This window comes from Cupriavidus agavae, from assembly GCF_004217045.1.
Taxonomy (GTDB): Bacteria; Pseudomonadota; Gammaproteobacteria; order Burkholderiales; family Burkholderiaceae; genus Cupriavidus; species Cupriavidus agavae.
On sequence record NZ_SGXM01000009.1, the window covers coordinates 103,360 to 122,876 of the forward strand.

The 19,517-nt window shown below is 68.0% G+C and carries 24 protein-coding genes; 14 read left to right on the plus strand and 10 right to left on the minus strand.

The features are described from left to right. Positions 1–110: 110 nt before the first annotated feature. The 4 genes from EV147_RS22450 to EV147_RS22465 all read right to left on the minus strand — a co-directional run bounded on the left by EV147_RS22450 (position 111) and on the right by EV147_RS22465 (position 4,924). Entirely contained in the window at positions 111–866 is a 756-nt protein-coding gene (locus EV147_RS22450; protein WP_130393420.1) for an endonuclease/exonuclease/phosphatase family protein, read from the minus strand. Continuing rightward, positions 863–3,145, minus strand: coding sequence for a VTT domain-containing protein (locus tag EV147_RS22455; protein ID WP_130393421.1), 2,283 nt, complete (start codon positions 3,143–3,145; stop codon positions 863–865). Before EV147_RS22455 ends, EV147_RS22450 begins: the two co-directional genes overlap by 4 nt. A gap of 83 nt (positions 3,146–3,228) precedes the next feature. Next, on the minus strand, positions 3,229–4,020 hold the full coding sequence (locus EV147_RS22460; RefSeq protein ID WP_130393422.1) for a helix-turn-helix transcriptional regulator: 792 nt from the start codon (positions 4,018–4,020) through the stop codon (positions 3,229–3,231). Then, complete coding sequence (locus EV147_RS22465; protein WP_130393423.1) at positions 4,004–4,924, minus strand: DMT family transporter; 921 nt, start codon at positions 4,922–4,924, stop codon at positions 4,004–4,006. The genes EV147_RS22460 and EV147_RS22465 overlap by 17 nt, the downstream gene beginning before the upstream one ends. A 272-nt stretch (positions 4,925–5,196) precedes the next feature. On the opposite strand from EV147_RS22465, the gene EV147_RS22470 reads away from it, so the two are divergent. Both EV147_RS22470 and EV147_RS22475 read left to right on the plus strand, forming a co-directional pair. Then, positions 5,197–5,484 (plus strand): type II toxin-antitoxin system Phd/YefM family antitoxin, encoded by a 288-nt coding sequence (locus EV147_RS22470; protein ID WP_328591149.1) that lies wholly within the window; start codon positions 5,197–5,199, stop codon positions 5,482–5,484. Further along, complete coding sequence (locus EV147_RS22475; RefSeq protein ID WP_130393425.1) at positions 5,438–5,740, plus strand: Txe/YoeB family addiction module toxin; 303 nt, start codon at positions 5,438–5,440, stop codon at positions 5,738–5,740. Before EV147_RS22470 ends, EV147_RS22475 begins: the two co-directional genes overlap by 47 nt. A 17-nt stretch (positions 5,741–5,757) precedes the next feature. Here EV147_RS22475 and EV147_RS22480 read toward each other — a convergent pair whose 3' ends face one another. Beyond that, positions 5,758–6,630, minus strand: a complete 873-nt coding sequence (locus tag EV147_RS22480) for a LysR family transcriptional regulator (RefSeq protein WP_130393426.1) — start codon at positions 6,628–6,630, stop codon at positions 5,758–5,760. A gap of 94 nt (positions 6,631–6,724) precedes the next feature. On the opposite strand from EV147_RS22480, the gene EV147_RS22485 reads away from it, so the two are divergent. The 8 genes from EV147_RS22485 (at position 6,725) to pcaD (ending at position 12,396) form a co-directional block, all read left to right on the plus strand. Continuing rightward, positions 6,725–7,834, plus strand: coding sequence for an NADH:flavin oxidoreductase/NADH oxidase (locus EV147_RS22485; RefSeq protein WP_130393427.1), 1,110 nt, complete (start codon positions 6,725–6,727; stop codon positions 7,832–7,834). Positions 7,835–7,968: 134 nt separating this feature from the next. Continuing rightward, a complete protein-coding gene (locus EV147_RS22490; protein WP_130393428.1) occupies positions 7,969–8,238 on the plus strand; it encodes a type II toxin-antitoxin system Phd/YefM family antitoxin in 270 nt (89 codons plus the stop codon). Beyond that, the gene (locus EV147_RS22495; protein WP_130393429.1) at positions 8,235–8,504 is read left to right on the plus strand and encodes a Txe/YoeB family addiction module toxin; all 270 of its coding nucleotides are present in this window, start codon (positions 8,235–8,237) and stop codon (positions 8,502–8,504) included. The genes EV147_RS22490 and EV147_RS22495 overlap by 4 nt, the downstream gene beginning before the upstream one ends. Positions 8,505–8,659: 155 nt before the next feature. Continuing rightward, positions 8,660–9,265: a BON domain-containing protein gene (locus EV147_RS22500; RefSeq protein WP_130393430.1), complete on the plus strand. Its 606-nt coding sequence runs from the start codon at positions 8,660–8,662 to the stop codon at positions 9,263–9,265. A 313-nt stretch (positions 9,266–9,578) separates the two neighbouring features. Then, positions 9,579–10,916: a short-chain fatty acid transporter gene (locus EV147_RS22505; protein WP_130393431.1), complete on the plus strand. Its 1,338-nt coding sequence runs from the start codon at positions 9,579–9,581 to the stop codon at positions 10,914–10,916. Positions 10,917–10,949: 33 nt separating this feature from the next. Continuing rightward, entirely contained in the window at positions 10,950–11,246 is a 297-nt protein-coding gene (locus EV147_RS22510) for a YciI family protein (protein ID WP_130393432.1), read from the plus strand. A gap of 59 nt (positions 11,247–11,305) precedes the next feature. Beyond that, positions 11,306–11,590, plus strand: coding sequence for a muconolactone Delta-isomerase (catC, locus tag EV147_RS22515; RefSeq protein WP_130393433.1), 285 nt, complete (start codon positions 11,306–11,308; stop codon positions 11,588–11,590). Between the two features lie 14 nt (positions 11,591–11,604). Beyond that, positions 11,605–12,396, plus strand: coding sequence for a 3-oxoadipate enol-lactonase (pcaD, locus tag EV147_RS22520; RefSeq protein ID WP_130393434.1), 792 nt, complete (start codon positions 11,605–11,607; stop codon positions 12,394–12,396). Positions 12,397–12,457: 61 nt separating this feature from the next. Here pcaD and EV147_RS22525 read toward each other — a convergent pair whose 3' ends face one another. Then, complete coding sequence (locus EV147_RS22525) at positions 12,458–12,907, minus strand: PRC-barrel domain-containing protein (RefSeq protein ID WP_130393435.1); 450 nt, start codon at positions 12,905–12,907, stop codon at positions 12,458–12,460. A 121-nt stretch (positions 12,908–13,028) separates the two neighbouring features. Between EV147_RS22525 and EV147_RS22530 the strand changes: the two genes are divergently transcribed. The 3 genes from EV147_RS22530 to EV147_RS22540 all read left to right on the plus strand — a co-directional run bounded on the left by EV147_RS22530 (position 13,029) and on the right by EV147_RS22540 (position 15,588). Then, on the plus strand, positions 13,029–13,790 hold the full coding sequence (locus EV147_RS22530; protein ID WP_130393436.1) for an SDR family NAD(P)-dependent oxidoreductase: 762 nt from the start codon (positions 13,029–13,031) through the stop codon (positions 13,788–13,790). 16 nt (positions 13,791–13,806) lie between these two features. Beyond that, positions 13,807–14,910: a flavodoxin family protein gene (locus EV147_RS22535; protein WP_130393437.1), complete on the plus strand. Its 1,104-nt coding sequence runs from the start codon at positions 13,807–13,809 to the stop codon at positions 14,908–14,910. Positions 14,911–14,973: 63 nt separating this feature from the next. Continuing rightward, positions 14,974–15,588 carry a BON domain-containing protein gene (locus tag EV147_RS22540; protein WP_130393438.1) on the plus strand — a complete coding sequence of 205 codons (615 nt, stop codon included), beginning with the start codon at positions 14,974–14,976 and terminating at the stop codon, positions 15,586–15,588. Positions 15,589–15,610: 22 nt separating this feature from the next. Here the strand turns inward: EV147_RS22540 and EV147_RS22545 are convergent, their stop codons facing one another. Continuing rightward, a complete protein-coding gene (locus tag EV147_RS22545; RefSeq protein ID WP_130393439.1) occupies positions 15,611–16,366 on the minus strand; it encodes a PIG-L family deacetylase in 756 nt (251 codons plus the stop codon). 202 nt (positions 16,367–16,568) lie between these two features. Here EV147_RS22545 and EV147_RS22550 point away from each other — a divergent pair, with 202 nt between their 5' ends. Continuing rightward, positions 16,569–17,129 carry a diguanylate cyclase gene (locus tag EV147_RS22550; RefSeq protein ID WP_130393440.1) on the plus strand — a complete coding sequence of 187 codons (561 nt, stop codon included), beginning with the start codon at positions 16,569–16,571 and terminating at the stop codon, positions 17,127–17,129. Here EV147_RS22550 and EV147_RS22555 read toward each other — a convergent pair. The 3 genes from EV147_RS22555 to EV147_RS22565 are packed head-to-tail and all read right to left on the minus strand — an operon-like array spanning position 17,098 to position 19,378. Beyond that, a complete protein-coding gene (locus EV147_RS22555; RefSeq protein ID WP_130393441.1) occupies positions 17,098–17,781 on the minus strand; it encodes a glycosyltransferase in 684 nt (227 codons plus the stop codon). The genes EV147_RS22550 and EV147_RS22555 overlap by 32 nt on opposite strands. After that, positions 17,778–18,371 (minus strand): class I SAM-dependent DNA methyltransferase, encoded by a 594-nt coding sequence (locus EV147_RS22560; protein WP_130393442.1) that lies wholly within the window; start codon positions 18,369–18,371, stop codon positions 17,778–17,780. The genes EV147_RS22555 and EV147_RS22560 overlap by 4 nt, the downstream gene beginning before the upstream one ends. Beyond that, positions 18,368–19,378 carry an acyl-CoA dehydrogenase family protein gene (locus EV147_RS22565; RefSeq protein ID WP_130393443.1) on the minus strand — a complete coding sequence of 337 codons (1,011 nt, stop codon included), beginning with the start codon at positions 19,376–19,378 and terminating at the stop codon, positions 18,368–18,370. The genes EV147_RS22560 and EV147_RS22565 overlap by 4 nt, the downstream gene beginning before the upstream one ends. Positions 19,379–19,517 lie beyond the last annotated feature (139 nt).

Here is a 19,517-nt window from a genome sequence, read left to right on the forward strand (position 1 = left end):
CCGCTGCGCCGCATACCGTGCCGGCCATGGTGGATGGCCGCGCGCAGGCGTGCCGTATTGCACCGCAGCGGGCCACAAACATCGTAAAAACGCCAGAACTATCGGCAACGCTAACGCGAAACGAGCCGCATGCGTGCCAGCAGCGGCAGGTGGTCGGATGCAAGTCTTGCCATCGCGGTGCGGTGGCTGGCCACGGCCAGCAGATGGGCGCGCGGCGAGGTCCAGATGCGGTCGAGCGCGAGGAAGGGCCAGCGCGACGGGAACGTGGACACATGCGGCGTGCGCTCGAAGTACGCGTGCAGCCAGCGCAGCGGACGTCCCCACAGGAACCACTCGTTGACATCGCCCAGCAGGATGGTGGGCTGCTCGGGTGCTTCGGCCAGCGCGGTCAGCAGCCGGCGTACCTGCCAGCGCCGTTCGCTCGGCAGCAGCCCCAGGTGCGTGGCGATCACGCGCAGCGCGAAGGTGCCGGACTCGATCGCATTGCATTCGAGCTGGGCATCGATGGCGCCGCGCGGCTCGCGGCGCTTCACGCTGAGGTCGATGTGGCGCACGCTCAGCGGCCGGTAGCGCGTGAGCAGTGCGTTGCCGTAGTCGCCATCGTCGCGCACGAGCGTGGGGCCGGGAATGGCGTGCAGGCCCGTGCGCTGGGACAGGAACTGCAGCATGTCGAAGCCCGTGCCGCGTGTCTCCACCTCCTGCAGCGCCACGAGGTCGGCGCGCAGTTCGCAGAGCACGTCGCAGATCCGGTTCGGCACGAAGTGGCCATCGGTGCCGACGCCGCCATGGATGTTGTAGCTGGCCACCGAGATATCGGCGTGGAGCGCGCCCACGGGAAGGTGGGAAGCCGGGTGGGGTGCGTTCACCGGGCGCCTCCCGCGTGCGGAGCCTCCGTGCCGGCCGCGCGACGGGCCGGGCGGGTGGTGGCCGTACCGGGGGCGCGCGGCGTGCAGCAGGCCTGGCCCGGCGTGCCCCAGCGCGCGGCCTCGGCGGCCTGGGCTGCCGCATCGCTGCGACGCCGGCGCCGCCTGCGCAGCACCCACCAGAGGCCCGCCGGAATCAGCAGCACCAGCCCCAGCAGCGCAAACGTGATGGCGTTGGGATCGCGCGCCGCCGCGGCGATGCGATTGACCAGCGAGGCCGACAGCAGGATGCCCGGCGTCATGCCGATGGCCGTACCGAGCAGGCAGTCGCGCAGCCGGATGCGCGAGGCGCCCACCACCAGGTTGACCAGCGTGAACGGCGCCACCGGCACGAGCCGCAGTACCACCATCGCCAGCAGGCCGTGCTGGCCAACCTGCTGGCTCAGCCGGTTCAGCCGCGTGCCGCCGAAGCGCTGCACGGCGTTGCGGCCGAGCAGGCGGCCCACGGTGTAGGTGGCCGCCGTGCTCAGCACGGTGCCCGCCAGTGCCACCGCGGCGCCGTAGAGCGGCCCGAACACCACCACTGTCACCACGATCAGTACCGTGACCGGCACCATCAGCAGCCCGCCGGCCACGAAGACCCCCACCATCGCCAGCGGGGCCAGCGGCATGCGCCCGATGTCCTGCACGATGCCAAGCACGTGCCGGAAGTCGGCCCATTCGCGCAGCGGCGTATAGCGCCAGGCAAACGCCACGCCGGCCACCACGAGTACCAGCGCCATCAGCACCGCCACCCGGTTGGCCACTTGCGGACGCGCCTCGTGGCTCACGAACTCGGCCATGATCTGGTCCGTGTCGATCGGCTCGATGGGGTCGAGCAGCGCGGCGTCCGGCACGGCGGCGTCGATGTCGTCGGGCACGGTCGGCGTGAACGGCTGCAGCGTGCGGCCCTCGGGCCGGTGCAGCGCGGCCAGTGCCTGGTTCAGGCGCGGCCTGGCCTGCACCGCCTGCGCCAGTTCCTCGGGGGTGACCGCCAGGTGCTCGCAGAGCAGCCGGTCGCGCATCGCACGGATTGCCTTGGCCACGCGCGGGTCGCCGTTGGCTTCGAGCGTGACGTTGCATTCGGTGTCGAGCCCGAACGAGCGGTTGCTGAGATTGGCCGAGCCGATGGTCAGCAGGCGGTCGTCCACGGCCATGACCTTGCTGTGCACGTTCACGCAGGCATCGCCGAGGTCGGGCACATGGGGGCAGTAGAGCTGGAAGCGGCCTTGCGGATCGGCGTCGCGCAGCTCGCGGCACAGGCGCGCGCGCAGCACGCCCATGCTGGCTTCCTCCAGCCAGCCGCTTTCGGTGCGGCGCGAGACCAGCGCGATGTCCGGCCCGTCGGCGTCGCGCAGGCGCGCCTCGAAGGCATCGGCGATCAGCCCCGAACTGAAGTACTGGTTTTCGAGATAGATGTGGTCGCGCGCGGCGGCGATGGCATCCACGTAGAGCGCACGGATCTCGTTGATGGCGGGCGTGTCGTCGCGCGGCGGGAACGTGCGGCTGATGCCGACGCGTACGTCCGTGACATCGGGATTGACCTGCTGCGGCCAGCGGTCCGGGCCGGGGACCGCTTTCGCCTTCGCCTTCGGCACGCGCGGACGGCGGCCCGTGGCGCTGAACCAGCGCTCGGCGGCAATGTCGCCCAGCGCGGCGGCGGCCGGCCCGTCGACCACGCACTGCACATCGTGGAAGGGGGTGTAGGGCTTGCCGTCAGGGTCCACGCGGCGCGGCTCGTCGGCCAGGTGGTGGTGGGTGTCCCAGCGGCGGATCGTCAGGTCCAGCCCGCCGCAGAATGCCAGTTGATGGTCGATCACGACCACTTTCTGGTGATGCGAGGCGCCGGGCGGATGGTTGCCGTCGAGATGGAATGAAAGCCGGCGGTGGCTCTGCCAGTGCTGCCGGGCCGAAGGCAGGAATTCGCGTTCGAGCGCGAACACCATCGCAAAGTCCCAGCTCAGCACGTAGACGCGCAGCTTGCGGCGCCGCCGGCACAGTGCGATCAGGAAATCCCGCAGTTCGGCGGGCAGGCCATCGTTGGGCTCGTCGGGCAGCAGGCGCATGCGGCTGTCGATGTCCCAGCCGAGGATGAAGACCGTGTGCTCGGCGCGCGTCAGCGCCTCGCGCAGCGCGGGAAAGTACGCGTCGCCATCGACGAGCATGGCGAAGCGGTTGCACGGTTCCACGCGCCAGCAGTTGTGGCCGGGGCGGAGCAGGGGGGCGTCGGCGGTGTTTGGCATGGCGAAGGGTACGCTGCGCAAGTTTCGTACCGGTGGCCCGGCCTTGTGCCTGCGTGGCGGCTCGCGCCGGCGCCGTGTGCTACTTACTTGCCTTTGTAAATATTGCCGGGCGCCGTGGAGGCGGATCGCCACGTGCCGGGCGGCATGCCGAAACGGCGCGCGAAGGCCCGCGTGAAGGTGGTCTGGTCGGGGTAGCCCACCCCCTGGGCGATCTCCGCCAGCGGCATGGTGCCGACCATCAGCCACTGCACGGCCTGATCGAGCCGCAGGCGGGTCTGGTAGCCGTGCGGCGTGTCGCCGAACGCCTCGCAGAACAGCGTGTGAAAGCGGCGCGCGCCCCAGCCAATGCGGGCCGCCAGCGCCTCGACACGCAGCGGCGTGGCCAGGTTGGCGCGCAGGTAGCGGTCGATATCGGATACCGGAAACCGCGCGGCGTCAGCCGGCATGTCGCGCAGCCCGAGCATGCCGGACAGCCCCCCGGCCAGCGCGGCCGCCCGCTGCCAGGCCATCTGGCTCGACGTGCTGCCGGCCTCCTGCACGGTGGCGAGCAGGCGTACGCGCGAGGCGAACGCGCCATCGATCGGGAACGTGCGCGGCCGGGCCATCAGCCGTGCGGGCAGCGCCACGGAACTGGCCGGAAAATCGGCCACGAGCTGGAGGTTGTCGGTCAGCCCGGCGCAGAGATGGTGGGCACCCGCCGGGATGACCAGGCCGCGCCCCGCATCGACGCGATAGGCGTGGCCGTCGATTTCGAGTTCGATCTCGCCATCGACGCCAAACAGCAACTGGTGGTAATCGTGCGCATGGCCGAACGGCCGGCGCGGATAGCGGCGCGGCTCGACCAGCGGCGAGGCGTGGTCAACGAGCTTCGGCATGCCGCGCACTACCTTGCGTCTGGCACAGCCATACGCCGAAGCCGGCCACGGCCATGCCGAGCCATTGCACCGGCCCGAGCCGGTCTCCGAACAGCAGCGCGGCCTGCACGGCTGCCAGCGGCGGGGCCAGGAACATCAGCGCGGCAGCCTTTGCGGCCTGGCCGCGCCGCACGAGGCCGAGCAACAGCCACGTGCCGAGCCCGGACAGCACCAGCGCGGCCCAGCCCAGGGTGACCCAGAGCGTGGCGCCGGGCGTCCAGCGCAGCGCCGTGAAGCCGCCCGATGTTGCCGACGTGACGCCCACCACCACCACGGCCACGAGCAAGGCCCCGGCGTTCTGCCAGGCCGAGCTGGCGCGGATGTCCGCGCGCGCGATCGAGGTTTTCTGGAGCAGCGTTCCCATCGTGATCGAGAGTATGGCCAGCAGGCCGATCAGCAGCACGAGCGGCGACACCGTGTGCGGCGCGCCGGCCCGCATCGCCGGCAAGACTACCAGAGCCACCCCTGCCGCGCCCAGCCCCAGTCCGCGCCAGGTGCGCCCGGACGGCCGCTCGCCGAGCAGCGGAATGGCCAGCAGCGCCGTCAGCAGCGGCTGCAGCGCGCCCAGCAACGCCATGATCGACGGCGACATCCCATGCGCCACCGCGCCGTAACCGGCACACAGGTAGACGCCCTGCATCAGCGCCCCGGCCAGCAGGTGGCGCGGCACCTGCGCCAGCGGCGGCCACGCGACCCCGGCGGCCAGCGCCAGCCCGAGGAATAGCAGCGCCGCCAGCGCGAACCGCGCCAGCAGGAACAGGCTCGTATCGGCCACCGGCACGACAGCCTTGCCGACGATAAAACCGGTGGACCAGATCAGGACGAAGCCCACGACGGGCAACCAGGCAGGAACGGGGCGGGGCATGGTGTGGATCGGCGAGCGGGGGCTGCCGGTTCGGGGCGCAGTGGTGGAGATTGGGTGGAGAGGGTATGCGAGGTGGGCGGGGTTGTCTTGGCGATTCCTGCACAGGATTTGCGTTGCGCCAAAACGTCCGAACACTGTATGGATATGCAGTATTCAACCTCGCGGCCAATCAAGGGAGTTTGTTCATGGTAGGTACAGAAGTTAGTACAATGTTTCTCTGGCGCTTACATGTGGGATGTGCGCCGCCTACCCCGCCATCAGATATGAACGTAATGACTTTCAGCGAGGCACGCGCCAGCTTCAAGCAGGCGCTGGATGCCGTGTGCAGGGACCATGAACCGACGGTTATCACCCGGCAGCGTGGCGAGCATGTCGTACTGATCTCGCTCGAGGACTACAACAGCATGCTGGAGACACTGCATCTGTTGGGCTCCGAGAAAAATGCAGCGCGGCTGCGGGAATCCATCGCCGAGTTCAAGGCCGGCAAAACCGTAGAACGGGAATTGCTGAAGAATGACGCAGAAGCAGAAAGCAAGGAACAAAGCGTCCGTCGCAGGTAGGGGCAAAGTGGCATTTTCCCGCCACGCCTGGGAAGACTATCTCTTTTGGCAGGCGAACGACCCGCGCATTGTTGAAGACATCCATGCACTGATCGAAGAAATCTCCAGGACGCCTTTCACCGGCACGGGCAAGCCGGAGCCTCTGAGGGGGGATCTCTCGGGCTTCTGGTCGCGCCGGATCAGCCGGGGCGACCGGCTGGTCTACATCGTGGAAGGTGGTGTCGTCCACGTGATGCAATGCCGCCAGCATGACTGATGACGTGGAATCTGGTCTCACACCGCCTTCACCTGCCGCCGCAGGTACTCGACCACCCGTGCCGCCCGCGGCGACAGTGGCCATTCGGCGCGGTGGATGAGCCAGAGGGTGTCGACCACGGGCACATTGCACTGCACGACTTCGATCGCCTCCTGGTTGGCGAATGCCTGGCGGGCGTAGCGCGGGATGACCGTGAAGCCGAAGCCGCGCGCCACCGGTTCGAGCATCAGGCCCACCTGGTTGCTGAAGCCGCGGCAGGGCAGGGTCTGGACGCCGGGGTTGCCGGGGAAATGGCGGCTCAGCAGGCGGCTGGCCATTGCCTTGCCGTCGGGGTGGTCCATGAAACCCATGCGTTCGAGGTCTTGCCACGAATCGATGCGCTCGCCGGCCGGATAGACCAGTTCGAGTGGTTCCTCGCTGAACGCACTCGCAGTGAGGCGCGGATCGTCGGGTTTGAGCATGACCAGGCCGATCTCGAAGCGGTTGTGCAGCACGGCTTCGAGGACTTCGGCGTCGGGGGCGAAGCGGTGGCGGATGACGAGGCCCGGGGTCATCGCCTGCAGGTCGAGCAGGCGCGGATAGAGGAACAGGCCGATGCTGCCGGGCGTGATCAGGCCCACGGTGCCGACCTCGCCGTCATCGGCCAGCCGGGCATGGAGGCGTTCGTTGGCGCGCTCCATCTCGGCGCAGTATTCAAGCAGCGCCTTGCCGGCCGGGGTCAGTTCCAGCGCGCGGGGGCGGCGGATCAGCAGCGGGCCAAGCGCGTCTTCAAGGTGGCGGATGTGCTGGCTGACGGCGGCCTGGGTCAGTTTCAGTTCGTCGGCGGCGGCGGTGAAGCTGCCGGCCTGCGCCAACATGGCGAACGAACGCAGCCATTGCGGGTTCAGCATAATGAAATCTTATCGAGGGGATAACGCGGAATCGGTTTTCATTATAGCGAGGCGCCACTATATTCGCTGCATTGCAACAGAATATGGATTTGACATGACTACGCCCGCACTTTTCACGCCGTTCACCCTCAAGGACGTCACGCTGCGCAACCGCATCGCGGTGCCGCCGATGTGCCAGTACAGCGCCGTCGACGGCTTCACCACCGACTGGCATCTGTCGCACTACGCCGGTCTGGCGCGCGGCGGCGCGGGTCTGGTGATCGTCGAGGCCACCGCGGTCTCGCCGGAGGGCCGGATCTCCCCGGGAGACACGGGCCTGTGGAATGACGAGCAGGCGGTGGGTATGGCGAAGATCGCGGCAGCCATCAAGGCAGGCGGCGCCGTACCGGGCATCCAGATTGCCCACGCCGGCCGCAAGGCCAGCGCCAATCGGCCGTGGGAAGGCGACGACCACATCGCCGAAGACGATCCGCGCGGCTGGGAAACGCTGTCGCCGTCGGCGGTGCCGTTCGGTGCGAATCTGAACAAGATGCCGAAGGCGATGACGCAGGCGGACATCGAGCGCGTCCAGGCCGATTTCGTGGCCGCCGCGATCCGTGCCCGCGATGCCGGCTTTCAGTGGCTTGAGCTGCACTTTGCGCACGGCTATCTGGCGCAGAGCTTCTTCTCGGTCCACGGCAATACGCGTACCGATGGCTATGGCGGCGACGCCGCCGGCCGGGGCCGCTTCCTGCTGGAAACGCTGGCCGCCGTGCGCGAGGTCTGGCCGGCCAACCTGCCGCTGACTGCCCGTTTCGGCGTGATCGAGTACGACGGCCGCGACGAGCAGACGCTGGCCGAATCGATCGAACTGGTCCGTGCCATGCGCGAGGGTGGTCTCGACATGCTGAACGTCAGCGTCGGTTTCTCGACGCCGGACGCCAAGATCCCCTGGGGCTCGGCCTTCCTGGCACCGGTGTCCGACCGCGTGAAGCGCGAAGCCGGCCTGCCGGTGGCGTCGTCGTGGGGTATCGATGACCCGGTGGCAGCCAACCGCGTGGTCGAGGAAGGCCAGATGGACCTGGTGATGGTGGGCCGCGCGATGCTGGCGAACCCGCACTGGCCGTACCAGACAGCGCTCAAGCTGGGCCTGGAGCGCCCGTCGTGGGTGCTGCCGGCGCCATATGCGCACTGGCTGGAGCGGTATCGCGTGCAGTCGGCGTAACCTCCGTTTGACGGTTTTCGCCAGCCCCGGCCGACATCGCGTCGACCGGGGTTTTTGCGTTGCATGGCGGGTATCGGCCAACCGGTTGAAGGGCTATACTTGTACAGTTAATTGAACAAGTACTGGAGTTTGCGATGCGCACTGTCCACTTTTCTGACGCGCGGAATAACCTCAAGGCGGTGATCGACCAAGCCATTGAAGATCACGACGCGGTTCTCATCACGCGGCGCGACGCGCCCAACGCGGTGATCATGTCTCAAGAGCAATACAATAGTTGGGCCGAGACGATCTATCTGCTGAACTCGCCGGCCAACGCCGCCCACCTGGCTCGATCTCTCGAACAGTTACGGAAGGGCGAGGCGCGGCAACATACCTTGCTCGATCCGGAGACTCCCTCCGAATGAGCCGAAACATCCTGTTTACTGACGATGCATGGGTGCAGTACTTGTTCTGGCAGGGGCAGGATCGCAAGACGCTGAAGCGAATCAATCAACTGGTCGAGGACGCCCGACGCTCGCCTTTCGAGGGCATCGGCAAACCTGAGCCGTTGAAGGGTAACCTTGCAGGATTCTGGTCAAGACGGATCGACGATACGAATCGTCTGATCTACAAGGCCGATGACGTCGCGCTGTCGATTGTCAGCTGCCGATATCACTACGACGATCGGTAAGCGCCGGGAAGACCCGGCGTCCCTCTCCGTGTAATTCTTGCCTTCGCCGGCGGAGTTATCCGCGCATTGCGCGATCCACGGCCCAGTCTGCGTCAGTTGCGGCTCGGAACAAGTCTTGCATCACATGGCATTCACCAGAATTTCGGAGAACCGCCATGACAGAGCAGAACCGATGGTTCAAGGCCGGCGTGCCGAACGAAGGCAGTGACTGGGCCGTTCATGACCAGACCGAGGATATCGGGAACAAGCCGGATTCCTATCCGCGTCCGTGGGCGCGGCAGGCGCGCGATGGCCGGGGTATTGGTGCCGACGCGCGGGTCGATCCTGCCGCGTATGGGATTGACGAGAACGATGGCCTGCGTGCCGGGCCGGGGCGCGGCACCTGGAACCGCGCGGCCGATGTGAACTGGCAGGATCGGCACACCGACGACGCGCTGCGGCATCGGCCCGGTGCCGGCGGGCGCGCGGCGGGCATGCCGCGCGAGCGGGAAGGCGCAGATTTCAACCCGCTGCAGCGCGGTGAGCCCCGCTGGCCCAAGGGTTATCAGCGTGCCGACGAGCGTGTGCGCGACGATGTCTGCGAGCGGCTGGCCGACGATGCGCATCTGGACCTGAGCGAAGTCGAGGTGGATGTGGCGGCCGGCGTGGTCAGCCTGCGCGGCACCGTACGCGACCGGGGCCAGAAACATCGCATCGAAGACATCGCTGACCACGTGATCGGCGTAAAGGATGTGCAGAACCATTTGCGCGTCCAGACATAGCCGTTTCGCCAACCTTTCAGCGGCAGCTATTGTGTGCGGATACCGGCCGGAGCGATCTTCCGGCCGGGCGTGCTTTTTGTGCAATGCAAAAACCCGTTTCCGCCCTGTGCTTGCTCGGCTTTCAACATGACAACCCTGTCATCTTCGCATTGCGCCGCAACATCGAACCATTGCGTTTGATGGCCTGAATCCCACCTTTCATTGCCTTGACATTGCTTCTGGCGACCGCATACGCTGCCGGCTTGTAGAGAAGACGTTCGCATGTAGAACGCTGGTTCGATATGCGGTCATTTCGGATTTCAGGAGACAAGCCTTGAACAAGGTTGCCGGGTTCTTCACAGAACTGATGCGCCGGTATTTGCCGGACCCGTTTGTATTCGCCATCGGCCTGACGCTGCTCAGCATGGTCATGGCGATGCTGGTGGAGGGGCAGGGCGCCAGCGCCGTGATCCTGAACTGGGGCAAGGGTTTCTGGAACCTGCTCTCGTTCACCACCCAGATGGCCGTGATCCTGGCCATGGGCTATGTGCTGGCCACCGCGCCGCTGGTGGACCGGTTCCTGAACAGCATCGTGGCGCGCGTGGCCACGCCGCGCGGCGCGATCATCGTCGCCACGCTGGTGGGCGGTATCGGCAGCTACCTGAACTGGGGCTTCGGCCTGGTGGTGGGCGGCATCATCGCGCGCAAGCTGGCGATCAAGGTCAAGGGCGTGCACTACCCGCTGATCATCGCCTCGGCCTATAGCGGTTTCACGATGTACGGGCTGGGTTTGTCGGCCAGCATTCCGGTACTGATCTCCACGCCGGGACACCCGATGGAGAAGCTGATGGGCGTCATCGCGCTCAAGGACACCATCTTCTCCGCGCCGATGCTGCTGACCAGCCTGGCCGTGATCGTCACGCTGCCGCTGCTCAACGCCATGCTGCATCCGCGCGACGCAAGGGACGTGGTCGAGATCCGCGAGGAGAACATGGCCGCCGAGAGCGCGGCGGGCGGGCACAGCATGGGAATCGAGAACACGCTGGCCACGCGCATGAACAACAGCCGCCTGCTGAGCCTGGTGATCGGGCTGTGCGGCATGGCCTATGCGGTGCTGTACTTCATGCAGGGCGGTACGCTGGACCTGAACCTGATCAACTTCCTGATCCTGTTCATCGGCGTGCTGTTGCTGGGCACGCCGGCCAACTACGTGGCCCGGCTGAACGAGGGCATCAAGACGATTTCGGGCATCATCCTGCAGTACCCGTTCTACGCGGGCATCATGGCGGTGATGGCGGGCTCGGGGCTGGTGGATACCATCTCGCGCGTGTTCGTCGACATCGCCACGCCGCAGACCCTGCCGTTCTGGGGTCTGGTGAGCAGCTTCGTGATCAACTTCTTCGCGCCTTCGGGTGGCGGCCACTGGGTAATCCAGGGTCCGTTCATGATCGATGCGGCCAAGGCCATCGGCAGTTCGGTGGCGCAGACGTCGATGTCGGTGATGCTCGGCAATGCCTGGAACGACCTGGTGCAGCCGTTCTGGATCCTGCCGGCGCTGGCGCTCTCGAAGCTCAAGCTCAAGGACGTGATGGGCTACACCGTGATCATGATGTTCTGGGTGGGCGCGATCTATATCGTGGCGCTGCTGGCCTGGGGCATCATGACGCACTGAGCCGTACCGACCCCAACCGACTGGAGAGACCGCATGCCCTACCTGATCGAAACCTTCGACAAGCCCGACCACCAGCACGTGCGCCAGGCCAACCGGCCCACGCACCTGGACTTCCTGGAGGCCAACAAGGCGCTGCTGCTGGCCTGTGGCGCCAAGCTGGCCGATGATGGCAGCGACGGTGGCGGCGGGCTCTACATCGTCGATGTCGACACCCGCGAAGCCGCCCAGGCGTTCATCGAGGCCGACCCGTTCCACCAGGTGGGCCTGTTTGCCGAGGTGAAGATCGTACGTTGGCGCAAGGCCTACCTGGACGGCGTGCGCCACATCTGACGCCGGGCCGGCACGCCCCCGAACCCTTCCCAATCCCCCGTATCCGCAGGAGACCGCCCATGCTGTTCATGGTCGAAATGACTGTCCGCATTCCCCAGACGCTCGACCCGCAAGTGGCCGACAAGATCAAGGCCGACGAAAAGGCGTACTCCCAGCAATTGCAGCGTGACGGCAAGTGGCGCCACCTGTGGCGCGTGGCCGGGCTCTACGCCAATGTGAGCATCTTCGACGTCAGGGACGCCGACGAACTGCACACGATCCTGACCGGCCTGCCGCTCTACCCGTACATGGAAATGAAGGTGACCGCGCTGGCGCAGCACGGTTCGGCCATCGCCCAGAACTGAACCGGAGACCCGCCATGCCTTTTGCCGACCTTGCCGGCCCCGCCAGCGTCAGGCTGCACTACCAGTTCGATGGCGACGAGAGCCTGCCGGTGCTGGTGCTGTCGAACTCGCTCGGGACCAGCTTCCGCATGTGGGATCCGCAGATCGCCGGGCTGTCGCGCCACTTCCGGGTGCTGCGCTACGACACGCGCGGCCACGGCCAGTCGGGTGTGACCGAAGGCCCGTACACGATTGCCCAGCTGGGCGCCGACGTGATTGCGCTGCTCGATCACCTGGGGCTGGAGCGCGTGCATTTTTGCGGGCTGTCGATGGGCGGCATCACGGGCATGTGGCTCGGCATCCATCACGCCGATCGCCTGGAGCGCCTGATTCTGTGCAATACGGCGGCCTACATCGGCCCGCCCGAGAACTGGACCAACCGCGCCGCCGCCGTGGAGCGCGACGGGGTGGGTTCGATCGCCGCCGCCGTGGTCGACAAATGGCTGACGCCCGATTTCGCGGCCGGGCAGCCGGCCCTGGTGGCCGAACTGCGCGCGATGCTGAGCGACACGGACGCGCAGGGCTACGCCGCGAACTGCCGTGCGGTGCGCGATTCCGACCTGCGTGGGGAGATTGCCGGGATCAAGGCGCCGACCCTGGTCATCGCCGGCTCTGGCGATATGCCTACGCCGCCTGCCGACGGCCGATTCCTGGCGGAGACGATTCCGGGCGCGCAGTACGTCGAACTGTACGCCGCGCATTTGTCGAACCTGCAGCAGGTGGAGGGGTTCAACAAGGCGGTGCTGGGGTTTCTGACACAGTCCTGACGCGGCTGACTCCCCCCTCCCGCAAGCGGGAGCGGGGAGCGACCCATCATTGAACCACCGCTCAAAGCGGCCCGGCGCCCAGCGGCCCGCCCGTCGACGTCCCGGTCCAATACGGGTCCCGCTCATAGTACTTGTAGACCGATGCCGCCCATTGCGGATCGGCCATTGCCGGCCAACTGTCCTTGTTGAAGCCCGGCGCATTCTTGATGCGTTCGGCGGTCAGGCCGAGGCGGAAGCATTTGGCGTCGGTATCCATCACCAGCGCGCTCCACGGAATGGCATGCAGCGTGTCGCCCATGCCGAGGAAACCGCCCGTGGTCAGCACCGCGTACGCCACGCGGCCCGCCTGCACGTCGATCATGATCTCCTTGATTTCGCCCACGTGTTCGTCGTCTGACGAGTAGACCTTCGTGTCGTCGAGGCTCGATGCGGCCATCACCTCGGGACCGGGGCCCTCGCCCACGCCCGTGCCGACGATGCCGGCGCCCTGGCCGGGAGAGTTCGGTTGCATAGCCTTGCTCCTGTGCTGAAAAGCGGTAAGAGGAAACCGCAGACGTGCAACTGGCATGCCCGCGGCTGGCAAGCTCCTTGCGCGTGACGTTCCAGGAACAACGGCAGGCAAGGAGCCAGACATGGATCGATTCAAGGGCAAGGTGGTGATCGTCACGGGAGCGGGTTCGGGCATCGGCGCAGCGGCCGCGCGACGGTTCTCCGAGGAGGGCGCGGCAGTGGTGCTGGCCGGGCGGACACGCGGGAAGCTGGAAAAAGTGGCCGCGCAGATGCCGCAGGACCGCACGCTGGTGCACCCTGCCGACGTCAGCAAGCTGTCCGAGGTGGAGGCGCTGGTCAAGGCCGCCGTGGACCGTTTCGGCCGTCTCGACGTGATGGTCAACAATGCCGGGGTGGCGTCCGAGGGGCGGGCCACCGAGGCGTCGGTCGAAGACTGGCGCAAGGTGATGTCGATCGATCTCGACGGTGTGTTCTACGGGGCGCGCGCCGCGCTGCCGCACCTGATCCGCTCGAAGGGATGCATCGTGAACACCGCTTCGGTGTCCGGCCTCGGCGCCGACTGGAACCTGAGCTTCTACAACGCTGCGAAGGGCGGGGTGGTAAATCTTACGCGGGCGCTGGCGCTCGACTATGGCCGTGACGGGGTGCGCATCAACTCGGTGTGTCCGTCGCTGACCCGGACGGAGCTGACCGCCGACATGTTCGGGGATGAGGCGTTGCTCGACAAGTTCCGCGAGCGCATCGCGCTGGGCCGCACGGCCGAGCCCGAGGATATCGCCGGTGCCATTGCGTTCCTGGCCAGCGAGGACGCGCGCTTCGTCACCGGCGTGAACCTGCCGGTCGATGGCGGGCTGAGCGCCTCGAACGGGCAGCCGCCGCAGTAGGCGCGGAGCGGTCCCCATGACGACAACCAAAAATCCGGACAACCCGGCCGCCCACGACATCCGCAAGGGCCAGGTGACCGGGAAGCGCTCGCGCGAGCTGTTCCGCGAGCGCTTCCGGGCGCGCTTCTTCGATCCGGCCTTCCGCGCCGAGGATGCCGCCATCGACCGCCTCGAACAGATTGCCTGGGACGCCTACGCAGATAGCCGCAAGGCACCGGTCACCGCCAGGGCGGGCCCCGGCGCCGCCGATCCCGGCTACGAGGTGGCCGTCGAGTGGCTGCAGGCGCGCGACGCCATTGCCGAGGCCCAGCGCGGGCATGAGGACGCCGGCAGCCCGTCGCGCGTACTGCTGGTGGTGGCGGCCTCGCGCAATGACTTCACTTGCCCCGGCGAGATGTCGAAATCGTGGCGCATGGCGCAACTGGCCCGTGCCCGCATGGAAGGGCTAGGCATGCAGGTCGACGTGCTCGACCTGAGCCGGCTGACATCGGACCCGAACCTGACCATCCATCCGTGCAAGGGCTGCGTGTCCACGGCGATGCCGCTGTGCCACTGGCCCTGCAGTTGCTACCCGAACCACGCGCTCGGGCAGGTCAACGACTGGATGAACGAGATCTACCCGCGCTGGGTGGCCGCGCATGGCGTGTTGATCGTGACGCCTACGTACTGGTACCAGGCCACGAGCCCGCTGAAGCTGATGATCGACCGGCTGGTGTGCGCGGACGGCGGCAATCCCGACCCCAGCAGCACGCATGGCAAGACCGTGGCCGAGGCCAAGCAGCTCGAACTCGATGGCTGGAACTATCCCAAGCATCTGGATGGCCGCGTGTTCGGCCTTGTCGTGCACGGCGATGTGGCCGGCATCGAGGGCCTGCGCCGCTCGCTGGCCGACTGGCTGCGCTGGATGGGGCTGATCGAGGCGGGCGCGGTGTCGCAGCTCGACCGATACGTGGGGTACTACGAGCCATACGCTACCTCGCACCGGACGCTCGACGCCGACACCGCATTCCAGCGCGAAGTGGAGAATGTGGCGGCGGCCGTGGCACAGGCCGTCACGCTGCGGCGCAAGGGCGACCTGCCGGCCGTGGGCGATGCGCTGGCGCCACCCCGGCCCAAGTAGCGGCATGGAATTTGCGAATTGCCAGGTACAGGAGCAACGTTTTCCGATCGCAAGGAGCAGACCGTGTTCGAATTCCTGAAGAACCTGGTGGACCTGGGCCCGCGCGACGACGAGCCGCGCCAGCGCGCCCGGCGCGAGTATCGTGACGATGAACGCGGCGAGCGCCGCAACCCGGGCCGCAGCGACGGCAGCGGCGAGTCGTGGCGGGATCTGTCGTCGCGCGACCGCGCCCAGCGCGATGGCGAGCCGGGCTACGGCGGGGCCGGCTATTTCGGCAACAGCGGCAGCGGCGGCCAGTCCTTCAACGGCGCCCAGCGGCTTTACCCCGGCGACCCGGGCTACCGCGAACATCCTACCCGCCCTGTGCATTCCTCGAACGTGGTGGGCCGGGGGTTCAGGCACCATGACCGGCCCGATGACCGCGTGCTCGGCGACGTGTGCGACCGGCTGGCCATGCATCCCGGCGTGGACGTGGCCGAGGTCACCGTCGAAGTGCAATCGGGCGTGGTGAAGCTGGGTGGCACGGTCGAGGACCGCTACGAACGGCGGCTAGTCGAGGAGATCGCCGAGTCCGTCTCGGGCGTGCGGCAGGTCGAGAATGGCATCCGCCTGCAGCCGCGCGGCGCGGCGGCGCCGGGAGGGGACACTTCACCCGAGCGCACGCTGAACCGCAGTTGAGGAGGCAGGCGGGGGGCGGGCCTCAGCCGGGCCTGCCGTCTGCCGCCGCGAGCGCCCAGTAGCGCTCGGGCGCCGCGATATCGGCCAGTTGCTCGGCGTTGAACAGCGGCAGCTGGCTTTCATACGATTCCACCGCGCGGGCCTTGGCCGGCTGGTGGCGCGCCAGCGCAAACGTGACCGGCGTGGCCACCAGCCCCTGCTGCAGCCAGGCGCAAAGGCGGCGCTGCACAAGGCCGGGCAGGCGCCGGTAGATGGCGTCCTCGTAGAAGATCCATTGCAGGGGCGGCAGCGGGGCAGGTTCGCCGCGGCTGTCGTCCATGGTGCTGACCGGATGCGTGGCGTGCATCGCCTGCGCCATCGCGTGCATGCGCAGGCAGGCGGCGGCCACGAGGATATGGTCACTATGGAACAGCCCCATCGGCACGGCCACCGTGCCGCCGCGATGCAGCGCCGCAGACCGCGCCAGCCCGCCCAGCAACTGGTCCGGCGTATAGGTCTTGCCGTACTGGCCGTCGAGGAAGTCGAGCCATTCGGGGCGGGCGCCGAGCGCCGCCAGGCTGTTGGCATCCTCGCGCCGGCGGTGCATGACGGCGTGCAGCACGCTGTCGAAGCCGGCCGCGCGGTCCCAGTCGGGCACGTCGAGCCGGGCGTCGGGAATGCCGGCCAGCACGGTGACCACGATCGGGTCCGTGGCCGCCGCGATCAGGCAGCCGCAACTGAAGACCGCATCGTCGAGATGCGGAGAAATGACGGTCAGGGGCCCCGGAATCTGTGGCATGGCGTGGGTCTGCGAGAAGGGAATCAAGTGGTCGGTCGGACGCCGCTGTCCCGCACGATGCGTGCCAATGGGCCGGGTTGGCCGGGCGCGCACCCGATTGCAATTCCGGCAACGTCGTTTCTACCCGCGCGATGTAGAACCGGGCGCGAAGCTTGCAATACATCGCCCGGAACGTTCCGTCCACAAGTGGAAAGGAGGCCGCATGCAGGAGGCCGTGCGCACGATACTGATGTATGGGGTCATCCCGGTCTGGATCCTGGCCGGGCTGGGCGACTGGTGGAGCCACCGCCGCACGCAGATCGAGCGGAACGCCGGGCTGGCGGAATCGGCCATGCACAGCCTGATGATGGCCCAGGTAGGCATTCCGGTGCTGCTGGCGCTGTTCTTCGAGATCAACGCGCTGCTGCTGGCGGCAATGGTCGCGGGCATCGCCGTGCACGCGGTGACGGCATGGATCGACGTCCGGTATGCGTCGCGCTTCCGCGAGATCGTGCCGTTCGAACAGCACATGCACAGCCTGCTCGAAGTGCTGCCGATCACGGCGTTCCTGCTCGTGGCGAGCGTCCACTGGGATCAACTGCTGGCGCTGTTCGGCGGCGCCGGCGAGCCTGACTACCGGCTGCGCCTCAAGGAGGAGCCGCTGCCGGCCAGCTACCTGGCCGGGCTGATGGCGACGCTGCTCGTGTTCGTGGTGGCGCCGTACGCCGAGGAACTGCTGCGCTGTGCGCGGGCTAGGCCTGCGTGGCGTCGGCAGAAAGCGTAGCGAGCATGGCCAGGTGGTCGGCAAAGCCGCCCGTGGCGCGGCCCTGGCGGCGCGCGCTGGTGACCACCTGGGGCTGGGTGCTCCACGCGATCTGCGCGTTGATGGCGATCAGCGCCTGCACCAGCGCCACGTCCTCGCTGCTGGCGTGGGGCGGGAAGCCGCCGGCACGGGCGTACGCCACCGGGCAGATGCCGAGGTTGGCGCCGTGGATGTGGCGGTGGTCGTCCTGCCGGCAATAGCGCGCGGCAAAGCGGGCCGGTACGTGGTCGGGCTGCTGGCTCCAGTCGTCCACGGTCACCAGCCCGCATACGGCGTCGGCGCCGAGCGAGAGCTGGGCGACGAGCCAGTCCGGGGCCACGCAGGTGTCGGCATCGGTGAAGGCCAGCCAGCGCGCGCCGGCGCGCATCAGGTACTCGGCGCCATGGTGGCGCGCCATGCCCACGTTGCGCGCCGCAATCGGCAGGCAGACGGCCTCGGCGGCCGCATGGCGCTCGACGATGGCACGCGAGTCGTCGGAGCAGTCGTCAAGCACGACCGCGATCCGCACGGGCTCGCCGAGCAGCCCCGGATGCCGCGCGGCCACCGCCAGCGCGGCCAGGCATGCCGGCAGGCAGACCTCTTCGTTGTGAGCGGGAACGACGACGCCGATCATTGCATGGCCTCCCTCAGACGCAGCGCTTGCGGGTTACGCGACCAGACTTCGATTACGAAATCGGGCTCCACATGCCGGACATGGCGGTGCAGGCCCGGCTGGTGCGCCACGTCGCCGTGCACGTGGCGCGTGGCGAGGCGCCGCTCGGCAAACGGGCGCAGCCAGTGGCAGGCCACGATCGTGCCGTTCGGATTCAGCGCGGCGCCGGCGTGGCGCGCGGTGTCGCGCCAGTCATCGCGCTCGAAGTAGTAGCCGATCTCGCTCAGCACGATCAGGTCGAACGTTCCCGCGGGCCAGTCGGCGGGCAGCGTGGCGCGGCGCACATCCACATGGGGCAGCGCCGCCATGCGTGCCTGCGTGCGCCGCACCGCGCGCTCGGCCAGGTCCACGGCCAGCAGGGTGTCGCAGCGCGTGGCCAGCTCGGCGGTCAGCAGGCCCGTGGCGCAACCGGCTTCAAGCGCGCGGCCATAGCGTTTCTCGGGCAGCGCGGCCATCAGCACATCGCGCTTGCGGGCCTCGTACCAGAGGGTCTCGAAGCCCCAAGGGTCGGCCTGCTCGAAGATGGCGTCGAAATTCGTGGCTGCGCTCATGGCCGGTACCTCCCGGCGTCTTCCTCTTCGGCCACCGCCAGCCCGAGCGCCGCGAGGTCGCGCTCGGCATGGCTCTGGCGCAGGAAGACGGGCAGATCGGCGTAGAGCGCAGCCAGTCGGCCGTTGCGGCACAGCGGGCCGGCGCCCAATACGTGGCCGGCGCGCTGCAGCACCGTCTGGGCCGCCGCCTCGACCACCGTGCGCAGGCGCATGGCCGGGACGAAGGCGTCCTCGGCGGGGTGGGCGTCGATCCATGCCGCCGTCTCGCGCAGGAGCGCGGCGGCGGCTTCGAGCGCGCCCTCGATCGCGCCCAGATGCGCGGCCGCGTGCGGGTCCTTGCGCTGGCGCACGGCGTGGCGCACGGCATCGGCCAGCGGCAGTGCCGCGCCGTACCAGCAGGCCGCAATGCCCGCGCCGCCGTGCCAGAAGCCCGGCCGGTCCAGATAGGCGCGGTCGCCGCCGATGCAGAGGGCAGGGCAGTTCTCGAACAGGACATCGCCGCTGCAGGTGGCTGCCATGCCTACCGCAAGCCAGCCATCGGTAGTGATCGTGACGCCGGGGCCGTGCAGGTCCACCGCGGCCAGCCGCGCCGAGCCGTCGCCGCCATGGCACGTCACCAGCGCGTGCGTGACGCCGTTGGCGCCCGAGCACCATGCCTTGCGGCCGTTCAGCAGCACCGGCTCGCCGTGGCGGATGCCGGTGGCGGCGGCCAGCGCCCGGGTATCGGTATCGATGGCCGGGCTCAGGCCGACGCGGGCATCGGGAGGCTCGGCGGCCCAGACCGCCCAGCGCGAGCCTGCCGGCGGCGTGGCATCGGCCACTTCCGCCAGAATCGCCAACGCGTCGGCATGGGCCTCGAACAGCTTGATGCCTACCGCGCCGAACCCGGTGCCGATGTCCGCCAGCAACTGCCAGCGGGCCAGCGTCCGGCCGTGGCCGGGCAGCGGGATGCCTTCGGGCCCCACGTACCGGGCGGCAATGCTGTCGAGCGTGTCTCGCGGATTCATCGGTGTGCCATATGTTGCGAAGATGGCCCTTGTCCGCAAGTTCCTTGCCAGCGGCTGGCATGCGTTTCGCACCCGGCCCTGTATGGCGTGGCGCGCCATGCCGGCCCGCGCCGGCCCCGGCATCCCGGCTGTCATGGGA